This window comes from Rickettsia finnyi (genome assembly GCF_049668125.1).
Classification (GTDB): Bacteria; Pseudomonadota; Alphaproteobacteria; order Rickettsiales; family Rickettsiaceae; genus Rickettsia; species Rickettsia kotlanii.
In genome coordinates this window covers 894,754-912,035 of sequence record NZ_CP187160.1, presented here as the reverse complement: position 1 = coordinate 912,035, position 17,282 = coordinate 894,754, and the positions used below count along the sequence as shown (strand labels likewise).

The window sequence follows — 17,282 nt, the reverse complement described above, 5'->3', positions numbered from 1 at the left end:
TGCTATGACAATTAATAACCAAAATCAACCAAAAGATAATCATAATATTACTAATCTTACTAAAACAAATTGGAATCTTCAATTATCTCCTATATCTGTCACATTAATACCATATCAGCAAGACGAGAATATCATTAACTCGACGATCACAAATTATACTGATATAATTAAATAAATTAGAATTACAAGAAGCAAATAATAAATTGAAAGAATCTGAGTTATTTAAAAGAGATGTGATGCAAAATATAGTACATGGATTAAAGATTCCATGTAACGGGATTTTTTCATTAGTAACAGCTCTTTATGAAATATAATCCTGAAAAAAAGGGTTATTTAGCTAGTGTGGTAAGTTGTGCTGAAGAACTACTGGATTATTATAACAATATACTTAGTTATCTACAGAATAATTCTGGATTACCTCCTATAGTTTTAAATAAGTTTGATCCAAAACAGTTGGTAAATAAGATTATTGATAAAGCGATGCCAATAGCTCAACGTAAGGGATTAAATTTATCTTGTAATTTTCAGTATGATTTAACAAATGCCATAATTAGTGATACTTATCGAATAAGAGTAATATTAGAGCAGTTAATAGATAACGCTATTAAATTTACTAAAGAAGGTAAAGTTGTGGTAACAGTGAACATGTTTGCTGCAGATACTTTGTGAACCCAAATATTTGCCAACTCCATGGTCGTTTTATCACAATTTAATTCTATAAATTTCTTGAATCCCTCTATATCTCTTATTATCCTGCGATGTCCTGTATGATAACCACTTCTAGCTTTTACATCACCCGTGCGTTTCTTCAATTTCTTTCACTCTATTATAGTTTTTCTACTAATAGCAAATAGATTAGCAACCTCCTTTATTGTTTTACCCTCTGTTAAACTCTTTATTACTCGTATTCTTAAATCGTATGAATATGCTCTTGCCATTGCGTTTTCTATGCAGCTTAACTTAAAAAATATTAAAAGTCACTACCTTATCACATTAAGCTATAATATGTACTTTTAAATCATACTGGCTATGACTATTTTTTTTATAACTTCTCATATCTTTTTATAAATTCGTTGCTAAAGCAACTTCATTATATCTTCCATTCGCCTGAAGGCGAGGGATTTTCTATCCCCGTAGGGGGACATTAAAAAGTGGAGTAATTCCATAGCATCTGATACCCTAATAGGTTATTTAACACGGTCAAGTAATGATAGAATATATTAAAACTGACCTCATGCAATATTTGGGGCTCACTCCTAATTCGTATTAATGAATACCGATATATGATAATTTTACCTTGTCAATACTTATAAAGAATGGGAGAATGTTAAAGAGTAGGGAAATAATCAGGATAATAAAATGAATAAGAGAAAATTAGCTAACAATGAAATGTGCAGCAGTAACTTTTTAAAGAGAGCAAAGATTGCTGTAGAAGAGCCTTTGAAAGAAAATGTAATTAGATATTACTTAATGCCATCTCTTGAACATATATCAGCTGTTAAGATAGTAATTACATTATGGAGTCGAGTAGATATTCAGGATGCAATAATAAAATTATCTACATTATCTGAAGGATATAACTATTCTAGAGATATGAATAAATTATGCCAAGGAGTTAAAAATAAGATATTAGATATGGTATTAGAGTTATCTGAATTCGATGTTATCAGGAAAATCTTATCAGATATTATTAATCCTATAGGGCAGGAAATATTTGATTGGATGGAATACCAAGATAGTCGTGTTTTTTGTAATAATTATCGTTATCAAGATACGCAACATATAGCAGTAAATTACTTAGATAGCTTGGTTTGGACATCAAGAGGAATAATAGATTATAAGGAGACAGCTAAAACGTTACTCGCTAAGGAGCAATTATCTGACAATAACAAATATCATTTAGCGTGTACATATTGTTTTGAAGACGATATAGCAATTATCATACCAAGGGTTGTTGATACTGTACTAGACTTATGGTGTTTTGATAGACAAACAATGGTATATTTTTGGACTGCTCATCTAACAGGAGATTTTACTAAATTAAACCAAAGGGTTAGTTATTATAATGCAAATTATAAAACTAATTATAGCATAAACGAGTGTGTATTTCGAGTATTAGCATGTGATAGAGTGGATAGCAAAAATCCAGTAGCAATAAAATATATGTTTAATAAGTTAAGTGATGAAGAGAAATCAAGACAGATAGTATCAGTAGTAAAAAAAATACGTAATACTGATATTCAGTGTTTTTTTCTATCACAAATGAATGCAGAACAACAACAAGAAGTATTTAAAGCTAATGCTAGTCATATATTATCATCCTTTTTAGATAATTGGTTATGGAAAGATTATTTTTTACCTACAATACATCACATATGGGATATAATGTCTGGATTGGATTATCTTAGGGTATTAGAAGGTATTGAAGGTAGCAGGGTACAACATTATGAAGATGTTGAAAAATATAATCGATATCAAGCTATTTTAAAAGAATTATGGCGATCTGCTCCTAAACATTTAAAAGAATTTATTTTTGAATTTCAAGATGGTTCTAGAGGTAGGGATATATTCTTGGGGTTGCTTTGCAAAAAAAGTATAGATGTAATCCAGTTAATGTTACCTGATATCAATGATATACAAAAAAAGACAATGATATTTTCATTTCGTAGCATTGATAAATGTTACTGGCTTATCATAAATGATCAATTAGATGTAGTTGAGATGTTTATTAATAATACTCTCTTGTCTGAAAAAGATGTAGATATGTTTAAGCAGATGTTGGTTGAAGATAGTGGAGGTGATATAGCTGTACATTTTATACAAAATCAGGAATGGGGCAAAGTAGAGCAATTTATACAATGGGCTTTTAAATCTGAGGAAGAAATAAAAGAATTTAAGGAAAATTTAGCATATAGTAAAATTTGTATAGATATATTAGAAACTATTGTTGCCAGTAACAAAGCAGATTTTGAGGAATTAGAAAATCATTTTAAATGGTGTTCTTCAAATATTTCAATAATAATTGATCAATTTAAAGCTGGAATTCCTAAATTACATTTTACTTTTGCAGAAGTAATTTGTAAGTTAATAGAAGAAGGTAAATATCAATTGTTAGAGCAGATTTTAAATTGGTGTTTCTTAAATAGTCAGCCACAAATTGATCAGTTTAAACAGCACTTTTATCAGGATCATGACAATTATGAAGTAGTAAAATTAGTAGTAAATTTAGTAAAAGGAGACAACCAATTACAATCATTAGAGGAGTTTGTTCATTGGTGTTTTTTTACTAATGAAAAAGAAATAAATAAATTTAAAGAATGGATATTACGTCCTACTAAAGATACAGTAGGTGTATGCATAGAATTATTATGTAAAGGTATGTTTAAATTAGCAGATGAGTTTGTTCATTGGTGTTGTAATGCTTTACAGATACAGGTATGTAACTTTAAAAAAGAATTAATGGTTTATGATCATATAAACTACCTTTTTGGACGGTACCATCATGATGGTAAAATATGGGGAGAAGTTATAAAATGGTTTAACCCACCTAAAGAAATAATTATTCAATTCAAAGAAAAATTTATAAATTCTTGGTGGTTTAAAGATATTCTTCCCATATTAGATAATTATGTTCAAAGGCAGGAAGATAATCTATGCCAGGATATAGAAAATGATATAAATAATGTTTTACAAGATTTGCTATCAAATGTAGAGAATCAATGCTGTAATATGATTAATAGCTATGATAATTTAACAGTAAACCATACAGGAACTGTTGAAGATACAAGTGTAATATTATAAATAACTAACAGGAGGTCAAAATAAAGCAGGAATTAGCGTATAATTTTCTATATGATACTGATAAGTTTATAGAACAATTTCAAAGAGTACTAGATAGAACTCCTCATGAGCGAGCGCCTAGTCACAGAAGCTTTTGGACTCATTTTTTTCTTGGTTCTAGCGTAACTATTCAAAATAGTGATATAGGTCATAATATAAAAGCTATTTGTTTTAGCATTGGTGCATTTAGTGGTGCTAAAATTGTAAAACTAGCTTTTAAAGTTAAGATTGATAACAAAGAGGAAGTTATACTACGATCTATATCTATTAGTAAAGATGAGTTGATTACTGAAGGAGTAAGGTATTCAGCAAATGAACTTAGCACAATAGCATCCAAATTTGGGGGGAAGCCCCCAAAGACTGCAGACACTACTATCAATTTATCAACTACTGACTCTAAAGTGCTACATGTAAACATCAAAACTAGCGATATTAAACTAGAAGATAATAAAAAATTAGGGCATCAAGTATTGGGAAAGATCGTTAAAGTTGTACCTTTACAACTAGGCAAAAATGCAGAAGGTAAAGGTAAGACATTAGATGATATATTAGATGAAATGTCTGATCCAAAAACTATTACAGCGGTTAATGTAGAAAGTTTTTTTTATAAGTTGAAAGAGGCATACCACAATAATAATAAGGAGAACGTGTTGCGAATGGTAGAAGCAGCATATCATGGTTTTACTTATGGAGCAGTAATATTAAATTATCATACAAAATATGGCGTAGATACTTATGTTGAACAGAGTGCTGGTAGGGGATTTTTAGATTTGTATTTTCTGCTACGTAAAAATAATGGTAATGATGTACCGAATGCTGTTAAAATAATTGTTGAGTTTAAGGGAGCACAGAGAAAGGGTAGCAACAGTATTATGTCTGTTACAGATGCAGTAAAGCAAATAGAAGAGAACGCTTATGCATTCCAGTTCGTAGGAAGAACTGAATCTCAAAATGTAATAATAGTAGGAGCTGATTTTGGTGCTACAGGCGAAACAGTACAAGCAAAAGAGTCAAAAATTGACTTACCAGAACAAAGCTTTATATCAAAGCTGATTGATGCAAGACAAGCAACATTAGACCATACTACAATAAAGCAAGAACTAAAAACAATATACGACTCAACACGTAGTGATGAACCGCTAGATAAGGTAATATTAGGGGACTTGTTATCAAGTAATGTAGTAGAGAAAAATGTATTTATTATTAAGGATTTTCCTAACGGTCAGCGTGTGAGCATGTTTGTATTCAAGAATCAATATCAAAAAGCAGTAATATTAACTTGTATCGAACAAGAAAATTTAGCTTCACCTAAATATGTGAGAGCTATTCTTAAGGATCCATCGAAACCAGCAATAAGAGCTAATATAAAAAAATACAAACAAATTACCATAGAACAGGAAGTAAATGATGGAATTTTATACATTCAAAGAGAGTTAAATATTAATTCTGGTAAAAGAATTGATATAACAATTAATCCAAAGGGAAAGGTGTTTGAAAGTATAAGAAGTGCAGATTTTTACTGTTTAGATATTAAAGTAAAGGATTTAGCTTTAGCATTGAGTTCACCAGCACCATATATATTGCCATTTATTACAAAATATGATATTGCATCAAGTATTGATCTAAATAATCTAATACCAGCATTACAGGGTTTAGATTTAGAGCATATGTCGAGCCCACCACATGATGATGGTGATAAGCAAGCTCAACGTGAAGAATTTCAAAAACTGAAAAAAGAATTGTTCAATTTAAAGGAGTTTGTTGCCTTAGAAAGAGATCTTAAATCTATCTTGCATGGTTTATTTTTAAATAAAAAATTTAATGAACAAGATATAACAATACTCACAGAAACAAGTTTAGGTCATGGAAGAGCAGATTTAGCTTTAATATTCAAAGATAATATACCACTTGCTTTGGAATTAGGACTTGGTACTTTAGAGACAGCAATTATAAAAAAGCAGTTACAATTAAAGGGCTATATAAAATATCTTAAAGCTATTACTGATGCAAGACAAGCTCATGGAGTTGTATTAGGTTTTAATAAAGATGCAACTAGTGCAGATTCGATAATAGTAGCAAAAGATTTTAGTGATATGGTTGATCATATCAGTTCAGATGACAGTCCTATTAGGCAACCTTCATTACAATCTAGTCCTAATCTGCAAGATTTAGATAATCCACAACCGGGTCCATCAGGAGTACAACAAAAGAAGCGTGGGTATAATTCAGATAGTGATTCTAAGCTTAATCCTAGCCAAAAAAAATTAAAAGGAAGTTTGTCTTCTTGTCCAGATAGTAAAAAGAAAAGAGAAATTAGTTTTTGTAAGTTTAGTGCACAGGACTTAGATGAGTTTAGTATAAAGAAAACGAGGAATATAGATGAATTACAAATCGATAGTAAAAAGTTCTTAGAATATTTACAACATAGTAATGATCAAGCAAAAAACAGTCAATTGTTGGAATTAGCAAAAATCAGACAAATTGAGGATAGTGATAACATCATAGGTAATTATAAATATTTATTAGATCGGGTGACAGAGGCTGGAGGTTATAATAATTACCGTCAAAATGCACGTCTTGAAAGTATTATGTATAATATTGCTCGGGATCATTCTATAAAAATAAATAATCAATTAAAAAGTACACTAATTAGTGCGGCAGGTAAGATTCAGCTAATAATGGGTATACATGGAGCTATTGTACAATGTCAGGAAAGTAAAGATAGTGATACAGAGGTTCAAGATTGTTTATTAAGTGTTGGAGGGTTAACTTACTCTCTTGCATCAGCACCAATTGAAAATATTATAGTAAAGCAACAATCTAAGTGGGGGGTCAGATTATTAAACAGTTTTAGTCAAGTAAAACCAAAAATACTAGGTCATAATACAAAATTTATGTTCAAGATTCTATCAGAAAAATATGGGCTTAAGTTTTTTAAAGGTACGGCGGGAGTTGTAACTGGGGTATTTGATATTGTTGATATAGGATTGGCAGCCCAAGCACTTAAGAAATGTCAGGATAATGCAGGTACTGATAATGCATGTAGTAATAAGGACATAAGAGATTATACAGCATCTATAATTTTTTCTGGAGTTTCATTTGTATCTGGTATTGCTTTGATAGTTGCTAATGCTACTATTGGAATTAATGTAGTAGTGGGGGTAGCATTGATGGTTGCTTATGCACTATATGGTGGTATTAGTGCTATTGTAGAGTATGAAGCAAAATATGATACCACCGATGATGAGAATTGGCGAATATTCTGGCATACTGTTGTTGGCCAGCCCTTACCAATGGATATACAATATTTAGAAGCAAGAACAGCATTGGTAAATAATATATTGAACACATCATGGCATCATTTACAATCTATGCCTGATAATGTAGTAGCTTATGCTGGTGGATTTGGTCAGATAGTAATACAAAACTGGCAAGACTTGTGTAGAAAATTCGACGGGTCCAAAATGTTGCAGATCCTCACGCAGCGCTTCACACATCCAATCACTTCAGTACTATGTACTTATAGTAGCAGTACTGTTGAACCAAGTTATGCTATTATTAATATGTTACATAATAATTCTCATGATTTATCACGTATTTTACCTAATCATATTGCAGGTGCGACAATGACTTGTTTGCCTCAGCGGTCTCATAAAATCTATGAGGCACGTGGTACTGGAAGGTCAGATCCGAATGTAATATATCTATGTAACAATGGTTTTGTTGTTGAACACAATGCGAGACGGAATCAAGTTCATGATCACAAGTATATAATTTTTAATACTCAATTGATGAGTTCTGGAGAAATAATAACGCACAATACCCTATCTAGTATTTTTTTTCTGGGCAAAAGTGCTATTAGCATATATGTTTTAAGTCATCACAGTCAATTTATCTTTCTTGACAATGAATTTTCAGGTTCTATCACTTTTATCGCCCCTTTTTCTCGTACATGGCCATTACCTCATTCTCTTAATAAATCATTTAATGCTGTATTCAATACAGCAATGTTAGACTATAATATTGTAAAATTTAGTATTAAAAGCATAACACATCTTCATTTGTTTTTGCAGCATATAAATTTAATTAATATATTTATTAATGATAAAAAAATAACGCTTTGCTCATATTACCATGATGTAATAAAAATTGCATATCATGGGAGAAAAAATAAGGCAGATCATGTTGATTGTAAGTTAGATGATAATTATCCCTCCGTGGAATTTGATTTGATAGATGGTGATGGGGGATATAGCAATGATAGACCAGATATCATGACAGGTTGTAAGAAAGTAGTAATTTGGCCATATACAGAAGTAAAAGGTACTGAAGGTATTTATCATTTTTATATAAGAACAAGAGATGTTAAGAAAGAAAATTTAAATTCATTAATTGACATCAAGGGAACAGGGACCATTGTCTTCCTAGACACTAATTTATTAACAGATTGTGAGAAAATAACTTATTCTAAAGAAAATAATACTCTATCATTGCAAATTAAATTGGGTGCAAATACTTTTTATACATTAAGTATAAAAAATTATTTAGGCAGTGATGATCTAACTCATAACTTTAATTTAATAGATAAAAATTCTGGTACTGTTATTCCTAAAATAGCAGAAAGTACAACTATTATTAGTAGATTGGAATTACATATAACAAAAGAGCGTAGTAGTGGTCAGAATGGTTTTTCAGTTGAAGAAGTTAAAAAATATTATGAAAAGGTTTCAGAGAAGAAGAAAGATTATGAACTATATGGTGTTGTACAAGACAAAGAAAGCTATTACCATTTTGGTTCTAAGGGTGCAGACATTATTATTTTTGATAAGCAAATTGCCTTTGCTAAAGGTGGTGAAGAAAGTGATGTATATATTGTTACTAATAATATAGATGTAGGTACAATAATCATTGATAATAGTTCACATGATATGAAATTTGATATATTGGTGCTATCATCAACAGATGATGTTTGGTTAGAAACTGCAGGTAATGATCTAAACATACTAATTCACAAAAAGAAAGATGATATGGAGAAGGTAGATAGTGTTATTATATATAATTATTTTAAAGATATTAGTTATAAACATCTTATATTCGTTGATGAAAAAGGAGACACTTATATACCATTCCAAGGAGTTGATAATAATTTGAGGCTTGTGTCTTTTTCTAGCTGTACAAGTAGTTTTATTAGTGTAATTACAGCAAGTACGACAGCTGTGATTGACTGCGAATTAGATGACATAGAATACTATAGAATACAAGAGGATCTGATATTGCATAGCAGGAGTAGTAACAGTCCTGTAATTATTGCTAAACAATTGTTTGATAATCAAGTTAAGTATAATGATACTAAAATATATCAATACAATCATAATGCACAGCCCTTAGATGTTATTGGAGGTGCCAACAGGGCTAAAGATTATAAACAGTTAGTCCAGGAATCATATAACGTTGTTATCCAAGAATATGAAATAGATTTTAGCAGATCATTTAATATAACACATAACCACAGAATGGAAAATGGTAAATTAGTTCCCATACCAGTAGATGAACAAAGGATAGGTGTTATTATATTTAAAGATATTAAGCTGGTGCAGATAAAAGTTACAAGATTTGCTGATGATTTAGTTATTAGTGATTTCTTTTATGTTCATAGTGATGAACAACCTATTATTAGAATAAAAAATTGGTTTATTAATCATGATTATGCAATTTCTACAATAGAGTTTGATTTGGGATTAGACTCTATAAGAATTAATAAATGGGATAAGAATACAAATACGATCAAAGGTGATACTACGCTAGATATAATGCAAAATAAGATTAGTTTGGCTGAATGGATGACTAATAATCCAAGTGTTTGTATTCAGGCTCTGTTATCACCTAATTGTGATATATTATACCACCATTTGAAATGTATAATAGCGATTAATAGTAAAAATAATATAATCAAATCCTATGAGGCATTAGGATTTAATGTACCAGAAGAACAAGTCACTTTTATTGATCATTGTGCATTTACAAAAGATGTATTATTACAATTAAAAAGAGCTCTAAATACAACTGCTGAGTATGAACATTGTGTTGGTTGTAATCGTGCAGTATTACCACCACCAAATATGGGTAACAATGTATTAGCATGTGAAGCATGGCATAGGTTGATATTGCGCGGATATAACTACATAGAAGCATCCCAAATATATAATAATATAAGTCAGATATTTAATTATAGTAGAATAATAGAAAGTATTGATAAAATCCAAAATATTTTAGGCAACAATAGTGATGAAGCTGATCATCAACGTCATCGTCGTAGCTTCAATGACCATGAGAATTTGATAATCAGTACTACCAATTGGTTTAAAGAGAAGGTATATCCATTCTGGAATATGATAGGCAACTTCAATATTCTACCAGTAGCTAATGCTGAACCTATTAATGAAAACCCAAATATTCATAGTATTGCTGTTCAATATGATTATGTACAACAGCAACTACCACTTATACAATATGTTTTGCACCATTCACAACTGGTACCTACCGTGAAAAAATATGGAGTGATAGGAACAATAAAATACTTTATTAGACAATGTGAGAACCGGCTAAGCAATTGGTATTATCATCAAGATACAGGGCCTGATCCTGATGAAGAGCAATTCTCAAAGCAAATCTGTTCATGTACAAACTGGCTAAACAAGCTTGAAAGCATATTAATAGAAATGAGGACACAATTGATAAAATCTCAGATGAGTTCTGTTTTTGTCCAATGTGTTAGTGAAAAAGAGAATATTAAACCAAAGCATAAATTACTAAATTATGTTGAAAGTGCACTACAAGGTGAAATTGACAGCAGATTATTAAACAACATCGAGACTAAATTAGGAAAATTAGGTACTAGATGGCAAAAAAAGTATAAAGTTTTAAAGAGTTACCAAGATAGTATACAAGATACAAAAGATGAATTGTATCAATTAACTGTTAAGTTGCAACAACAAAAAACAGTAACTCAAAATCAAATAGATGAGATAACAATACTAGTAAATTATACCACTGATCTAACAATAGGTATCATGGACTTGACTAATAACAGTGTTTTGCGACAACAACTACAACAACTATTATTAGTCAATAAATATGGCATAAACAAACAACAAGATGCAGTAGGAGAAAGAGTAGAATTAAATATAAGTAATGTTGATATAAATATTAGTGCAGGTGGTGATATGGACTATCGTGTCCTAGCTTATATGAGTCATATTCTACCAGATCAATTAGTTATGGGTAGCAGCGGAGAGCCAGAGCCACTGATATTGGCTTGTTGAAACGTACCATAGGGTAAGAAAAATGTCTACATCAAAACAGGCTATTTGAATTTAGAAAGAGAATGAATAACAGGTTCATCAAGGCCAAAGCTACGCTTCTTTAATTCTTCTTTAAACTCTTTTACATAATCATCAAGAAAACAGAATAATTTTGTGGTATCTTTGGCAGGCTCTTTTTTTGATTATTTTACCTGCCTTACTCTAGATTCTTAACCTTTTTTTAATCCATTATTCGGGTTATAGGAATGGAATACATGAATTTCAAAACAATCATCAGAAAAAAAGATTCCCATACCAAACCGAACCAATGAAATTAATATCATCAAGTAAAATAAGTTGAAAAGCAATAAGTAAAGAGGTTGGTTCATGTTTTTTATTGGACAGCGGGTAGGTAGGCACCATGTTGGTGCTTTCCTCCGGGTCTATCAGATTCATTGTGTAAGTACGATTTCGCTATTTGCCCAATTTTGTAAATTTGTATCACAAAGTATAGCAAATTGGTTTAAAGCCACTGCCCAATTTTTAATAGGCATTGTCCGTTTTTTAGAGGCATTTATCAATGCCAAAATATTATTTTCTGAATCGATTTGTCATCTGGAAACACTCCTTTTTGACGGTTAGTGGATTCAATAGCATTAGTAGTGTAAATCGCTTTTCTAATGTCTTCTGGAAAGCTAAAAAATGGAGCTATGCCAGACCAATTAATGTTAGCAGCTTGTTTGTTTTTATAAAGCATTTTTGCTAAAGTTTTAGCTTCCACAAAATCTGCTCCCCTAATCTTATCTTGGATAACAATGACATTTTCAAGAGTAGATCATCTAAGGCTTTGTGCTGTGCTCTATTAAATTCCTTCTTTAAAGCTTCTATCCTTTGACTATAAGGCTCAAGTTCTGGCTCTTGCTTTTTTTTATCTTGAGAAAATTTTAATATTTCTGCATAGTACCGGCAAAATTACTAATAATGTAATAGCTAGTGATGATTTAATTTTTGAATCAGTACGATTATTATGAAACCTTTGTTGTTGCATTGTCCATAAATTATATATGATTTCTTCCTCTTTAGGTAACCTATCTATTGCACTATTATAATATTTTATAGCAAGTTCTAACTGACCAGTTTTATAATAAACAACCCCTAAGTTATACTGACGCCAACCTATATCATATCTTTGGCATTGACTTGATCATCTATAGTGATATTGCTAAGTGCTGCCGTAAGCAATTCTTTAGCTTCATCTAAGTGATTATGATTAATTAACATGGTAGAGAGCGTATATGTAATATTGTAATAATGCTTTATATGAGGTGTTAAATCTTTAATAATTTTATCTCCAACTGATTGACTAACTCACATAAAGTATTGGTATAAGCTTTATGAATTTGAAATTTGTATTGGGAATATATTAAATTTAAATCTATATTTGCTTTTGACAATATATCTATAAATAATTTTCTGCTACTTCCACATGGTTATGCATTATACTGCAATGTATAGCAGTGATCATCCCTTGAAGTGTACTAAGTTTTAGGCTTGTTACTTGTGGAATACCCAATTTTTTGTTGTTTTGCTATCTAAAAAAGTTAATAACTTGAAGCATTTCTATTGGTATTTCACCTCTGCTATTTTAACTCTTAATAAACACCAATTCGTTATTGGATGAGTGTTTAGTACTAAATGCATGACCTAAATATGAGAAATTCTTAAGTAGCTCAGGTGAGTCAATTAGGTTGTTAGCAATAACCTTGATCATCGCCCCTCGAGCTTTTTTAGCATTTATACCGATTGTTGATAATTTACTGTTCCTATTTTCTTTAAAATGAACGTTAACTAATTGATATTTAAGTTTATTTAGATTTATTACAGATGAATATTCTTGTGATGCTAGGTTGAGTAAATATTTATTTTCCTGTTTAGCAAGAATTTTATTAATATAATTAGTGACTTCATCTTGCCAAAAGTTTGTTAAATTTATTTCATTTAATTTTATTGCCATTTCTAATCTATACGGCTTAATAGTATCTAGCGGTTTTAAGACTCCGTAAAGTCCTGATATAATAAGCAAATGTGATTGCAGGAAATTTAATTCATGATTAGTTAATTTTTCTATATGTATATTATTAAAAACATCTCCTGCATAAGCAAAAATAGCCGCTTTACTCTCTTGATTATCAAAATTCTTAAATCTTTCTTTATTTATATGTGCAAGTTTTGCACTTATATTCATTATTTTCGATAATTGATTCTCAGAATAGCTTTGGAGTATAGAAAGTAGTTGATTAGTTAACGTAAGGGACATTGGAGTCGTCAGCTCCATCTTGGGAGCTAACTTCTCGAAATTTAAAGTTTTAGCAGAAGAAATAATAGCAAGCATTTCTATCTAGCTGGAGTACTCGGAAGAGATGAAGTAGTGCTAGCGATATTTCTATTAGTACTATCGATTGTTTGCATAATTGCATAGCTTGGATCACCGTCAAGCTTTACTACTTCTTTGGGGTTCGTAGTTTTTTGACCGGCACAGCCAATTAAAGCTATAGAAGCAAATAAAATTATTAAATATCTTACCATAAATACTCTGTTTTAATTTTACACTTAAGATAGCTGCCTATTATTATAATGTCAAGTGAGAGGAAAATTTTATTACCCTACCCTATATAACCTTTCAGTAATAGTCTAAAGATTCTTCATAATATTTTAAATCTAATTCTGCATAATTTAAATTGGGTTCATCTTCGCTTCTTTCTATTTCGGGTTCAGGTTTAAGCTTATCATAATTTTTTTTAGTTTTTAAATAATATTCTAAAGTTTCTTCATATTCCCATCTAGGTAGAGGGTGATTATCCGATTCTTTGTCTAAATATATCATTATTGATGATGTTTTTTCCTGTAAAGATTCATTACATAATGCTTCAACAATTACTAAAGGCATGATTGTTGGTTTACTATCATTTAAGTAATTATATAATGCTTCCAAAAAAATCATATTTCCCATTACCTATAATATCGTGATATATAAAAGAGTCTATATTAAGTGCTTGAATGAATAATCAGCTTCCCATCTAGCGATAATATTTTTTTGAAGAGTTCTAAATCGTCAATATGAAGAGCCATGGAAAAAATATTATTATGTAGTACAATGCTTTTTATTATTTGCCACTTCTCTATAGTACTATATTTAGCCCATTCCATAACTTATTTACTCCTTAAATAAATTTTTAGGCATTTTGTAATAAACCGTATTATAGAATTTTTCGCTTTCAGGAAATTTGCGTTTGCGGATAGAGAAATTACCGAAATTTCTGATTTCGATACGTTGTTGTTCTTTAAGAGATGCGTTTAAATAATCTAAAATTAAATCTACTGAATCTTTAACATCTTCTTTAGAAAGATAATTCAGCTTATCATGTATTTTATCTATTAGATAATTCTTAGTAATCATTATTAAAAAATCGCTTTGATTCCGTTAAAACTATTTCTAAAAAAACTAGGTGCTATACTATCAAAATCTTCAAGTATTATGTCCATTAATTTTGGTTTTGGTTTTAATTGATAATCTTTCACTCGTAAATTAACATTAATTTTCTGAACTTCCTGTAACCATTTTAATGCAGTATCTTCCGAGCCTATAGCATCCACAAGCTTTAACTTTAAAGCCTGACGACCTGAATATACTCGTCCATCTGCGAGCTTTTTTACTTCTGCTATAGGAAGATTACGCCTCTCTGAAACAAGTTCAAGGAAGAAATTATAAGTATCTTCTATATTTTCCATAATGGCTACCCGCACTGCTTCCGTTAGTTTTTCGGTAGGATTTGGGACAGCTTTTAATTCACCCGATTTGAAATTATTAAACTTAATCCCCAATTTTTGAGCAAGCTCCGTTACCTCGGCTGTTTGTAGTATTACACCGATTGAACCCGTAATAGTTCCGTTATGGCTGATAATATAATCACCTCCAAGAGAGATTAAATAACCGCCGCTTGTAGCCATTGTTCCCATAACTATCACTACCGGTTTTTTTGCGGATATTTTACGCAGAATATTATAAATTTTTTCAGAGCCGACTACCGTCCCGCCGGGAGAATTTACGTTAACTATTAACGCTTTAATATGAGAATCATCGATTATTTTTTTGAGCTTTTTGTCACGCTTTTCGTCTTCAAGAATTATTTCGTCTATTAATACGGAAGCTATATAGTCTTCATTACTATTAATAGGTAAAACCTCTTTTGGAGCAAAATCTTTACCGACTAGTAAGAATACGATCGCAATTAAAATAATAGCTGCTAGCTTCCAAATTAACAAACGAGATTTTATTTGTCTTCTTTCAATTAAATAATCAGGTGTTATACTCATGATCTTATATACTTTTTTAGAATACTATAGTCAATTCAGAACTATACTGTGACAGGTGAGCCGACGAACAACGAAGCACAATATAGGTATCAATTGACTATAGACCGTTCTTAGGACGTTCAGGACTCTTCATCATCTCAAAAAACTCACCGTTAGTTTTAGTATTTTCAAGTTTTTTGAGTAAAAATTCTATTGCTTCACTGCTACCCATCGGATCGATAATACGACGAAGAACCCACATTTTATTTAATATTATTTTATCTACTAATAAATCTTCTTTTCTAGTTCCTGATCTAGTTATATCAATAGCCGGATAAATACGCTTATCGGCAATCTTACGATCGAGAACTATCTCGGAATTACCTGTACCTTTAAACTCCTCAAAAATTACCTCATCCATACGAGAACCAGTTTCAATTAAAGCCGTACCGATTATAGTAAGCGAACCGCCGTTTTCAATATTTCTTGCTGCTCCGAAAAATCTTTTAGGTCTCTGAAGAGCATTAGCATCAACACCGCCCGTTAATACTTTACCTGATGACGGCACTACAGTATTATAAGCACGAGCTAAACGTGTTATCGCATCTACTAAAATTACCACGTCTTTTTTATGTTCTACTAAACGCTTTGCTTTTTTGATAACCATTTCTGCAAGCTGCACGTGCCTGCTTGCCGGTTCATCGAAAGTAGAGCTAACAACCTCCCCACGCACAGAACGTTGCATATCGGTTACTTCTTCAGGTCTTTCGTCTATTAACAGTACTATTAAAAATACTTCCGGATTATTGGTTGTAATTGCATGTGCTATATTTTGTAATAATACGGTTTTACCTGTACGAGGCGGTGCGACTATTAATGCACGTTGTCCTTTACCCATAGGAGCCACAAGTTCAATAACCCGTGTACTAAAATCCTTACTATCTTTACTATTATTTTCAAGTTCTAATCCTAATTTTTCATCAGGATATAAGGGGGTTAAATTATCAAAATGAACACGATGATAAGCTTTAGAAGGGTCTTCAAAATTTACTCTATTGACTTTCAGTAAAGCAAAATAACGTTCTCCGGCTTTTGGAGCTCTGATCTGACCTTCTACAGTATCGCCGGTACGCAGACCAAAGCGACGAATCTGACTAGGAGAAATATAAATATCATCAGGGCCTGCTAAGTAGTTTACTTCCGGCGAACGTAAAAAACCAAATCCGTCAGGTAGTACTTCAAGTACCCCCTCTCCCACTATTAAACCTCCCTGCTCTACGGATTTTTTCAAAATTGCAAAAACTAATTCTTGTTTAAGTAATGAATTAATATTTTCAATTTTTAATTCTTCTGCTTGAGCTTGTAGTTCCTCCGGTAATTTACGTTTTAATTGTTTTAAATTAATAATATTACCGTTCTCTGCAAAATTATTATAATTGTTATTGGATTCGGTATTGTTAAGTTCTGCTGTGGATTCTTTATTAGTTGTGTTCATTATTTTATTATTAATAGATTATAATTGAAAAGTTGAGTTAGCAATTAAATTTAAAGGTAAGTAATATACTTATTTAAGTTAGGAATCAAATTAGATTTTTAGAAAGTTTTATTTATTCTTGCGGTTTGAAGAATTATTTATCTTGTTAGCTTATAAGAGCTGGTTATGTATGTAAAGCATACTAACAACGTTAATAGCACATTGTCAACCCAAATCGTCATTGCAAGCAGGTAATCGGTAAATAAATGGTCATTGCGAGAAAATTACGAAGCAATCTTGGGAGTTTATTATTA

At 31.0% G+C, this 17,282-nt stretch carries 13 protein-coding genes and 1 pseudogene; 4 read left to right on the top strand and 10 right to left on the bottom strand.

Going from position 1 to position 17,282, the window contains the following annotated elements; genetic code table 11:
• The first annotated feature begins 4 nt into the window (after positions 1 to 4).
• Both ACPKKV_RS04990 and ACPKKV_RS04985 read left to right on the top strand, forming a co-directional pair.
• On the top strand, positions 5 to 175 hold the full coding sequence (locus ACPKKV_RS04990) for a hypothetical protein (RefSeq protein WP_392506549.1): 171 nt from the start codon (positions 5 to 7) through the stop codon (positions 173 to 175).
• A 167-nt stretch (positions 176 to 342) separates the two neighbouring features.
• On the top strand, positions 343 to 669 hold the full coding sequence (locus ACPKKV_RS04985) for a sensor histidine kinase (RefSeq protein WP_424492211.1): 327 nt from the start codon (positions 343 to 345) through the stop codon (positions 667 to 669).
• 149 nt (positions 670 to 818) lie between these two features.
• Here the strand turns inward: ACPKKV_RS04985 and ACPKKV_RS04980 are convergent, their stop codons facing one another.
• Positions 819 to 938, bottom strand: a complete 120-nt coding sequence (locus ACPKKV_RS04980) for a helix-turn-helix domain-containing protein (RefSeq protein WP_392506545.1) — start codon at positions 936 to 938, stop codon at positions 819 to 821.
• 421 nt (positions 939 to 1,359) lie between these two features.
• Between ACPKKV_RS04980 and ACPKKV_RS04975 the strand changes: the two genes are divergently transcribed.
• Both ACPKKV_RS04975 and ACPKKV_RS04970 read left to right on the top strand, forming a co-directional pair.
• Positions 1,360 to 3,801 (top strand): hypothetical protein, encoded by a 2,442-nt coding sequence (locus tag ACPKKV_RS04975; RefSeq protein WP_392506543.1) that lies wholly within the window; start codon positions 1,360 to 1,362, stop codon positions 3,799 to 3,801.
• Between the two features lie 320 nt (positions 3,802 to 4,121).
• Positions 4,122 to 11,162 (top strand): hypothetical protein, encoded by a 7,041-nt coding sequence (locus tag ACPKKV_RS04970; RefSeq protein WP_392506541.1) that lies wholly within the window; start codon positions 4,122 to 4,124, stop codon positions 11,160 to 11,162.
• Between the two features lie 556 nt (positions 11,163 to 11,718).
• On the opposite strand, the gene ACPKKV_RS04965 is transcribed toward ACPKKV_RS04970, so the two are convergent.
• The 9 genes and pseudogenes from ACPKKV_RS04965 to rho form a co-directional block, all read right to left on the bottom strand.
• Positions 11,719 to 11,922: a transposase gene (locus ACPKKV_RS04965; RefSeq protein WP_392506539.1), complete on the bottom strand. Its 204-nt coding sequence runs from the start codon at positions 11,920 to 11,922 to the stop codon at positions 11,719 to 11,721.
• Positions 11,923 to 12,069: 147 nt separating this feature from the next.
• Positions 12,070 to 12,321 carry a tetratricopeptide repeat protein gene (locus tag ACPKKV_RS04960; RefSeq protein WP_392506844.1) on the bottom strand — a complete coding sequence of 84 codons (252 nt, stop codon included), beginning with the start codon at positions 12,319 to 12,321 and terminating at the stop codon, positions 12,070 to 12,072.
• A 465-nt stretch (positions 12,322 to 12,786) separates the two neighbouring features.
• Positions 12,787 to 13,533, bottom strand: a complete 747-nt coding sequence (locus ACPKKV_RS04955; protein WP_392506537.1) for a YaaA family protein — start codon at positions 13,531 to 13,533, stop codon at positions 12,787 to 12,789.
• Between the two features lie 2 nt (positions 13,534 to 13,535).
• Positions 13,536 to 13,727: a hypothetical protein gene (locus ACPKKV_RS04950; protein WP_392506535.1), complete on the bottom strand. Its 192-nt coding sequence runs from the start codon at positions 13,725 to 13,727 to the stop codon at positions 13,536 to 13,538.
• A 94-nt stretch (positions 13,728 to 13,821) separates the two neighbouring features.
• Positions 13,822 to 14,088, bottom strand: coding sequence for a hypothetical protein (locus tag ACPKKV_RS04945; protein ID WP_392506842.1), 267 nt, complete (start codon positions 14,086 to 14,088; stop codon positions 13,822 to 13,824).
• Positions 14,077 to 14,270, bottom strand: a pseudogene (locus tag ACPKKV_RS04940) (hypothetical protein); the annotation flags it as partial. The gene ACPKKV_RS04945 and the pseudogene ACPKKV_RS04940, both read right to left, overlap by 12 nt.
• 85 nt (positions 14,271 to 14,355) lie before the next feature.
• Positions 14,356 to 14,598 (bottom strand): HU family DNA-binding protein, encoded by a 243-nt coding sequence (locus tag ACPKKV_RS04935; protein WP_392506533.1) that lies wholly within the window; start codon positions 14,596 to 14,598, stop codon positions 14,356 to 14,358.
• 2 nt (positions 14,599 to 14,600) lie between these two features.
• Positions 14,601 to 15,515 (bottom strand): signal peptide peptidase SppA, encoded by a 915-nt coding sequence (gene sppA, locus ACPKKV_RS04930; RefSeq protein ID WP_392506532.1) that lies wholly within the window; start codon positions 15,513 to 15,515, stop codon positions 14,601 to 14,603.
• Positions 15,516 to 15,612: 97 nt separating this feature from the next.
• Complete coding sequence (rho, locus tag ACPKKV_RS04925; protein ID WP_017442916.1) at positions 15,613 to 16,989, bottom strand: transcription termination factor Rho; 1,377 nt, start codon at positions 16,987 to 16,989, stop codon at positions 15,613 to 15,615.
• Between the last annotated feature and the right edge of the window lie 293 nt (positions 16,990 to 17,282).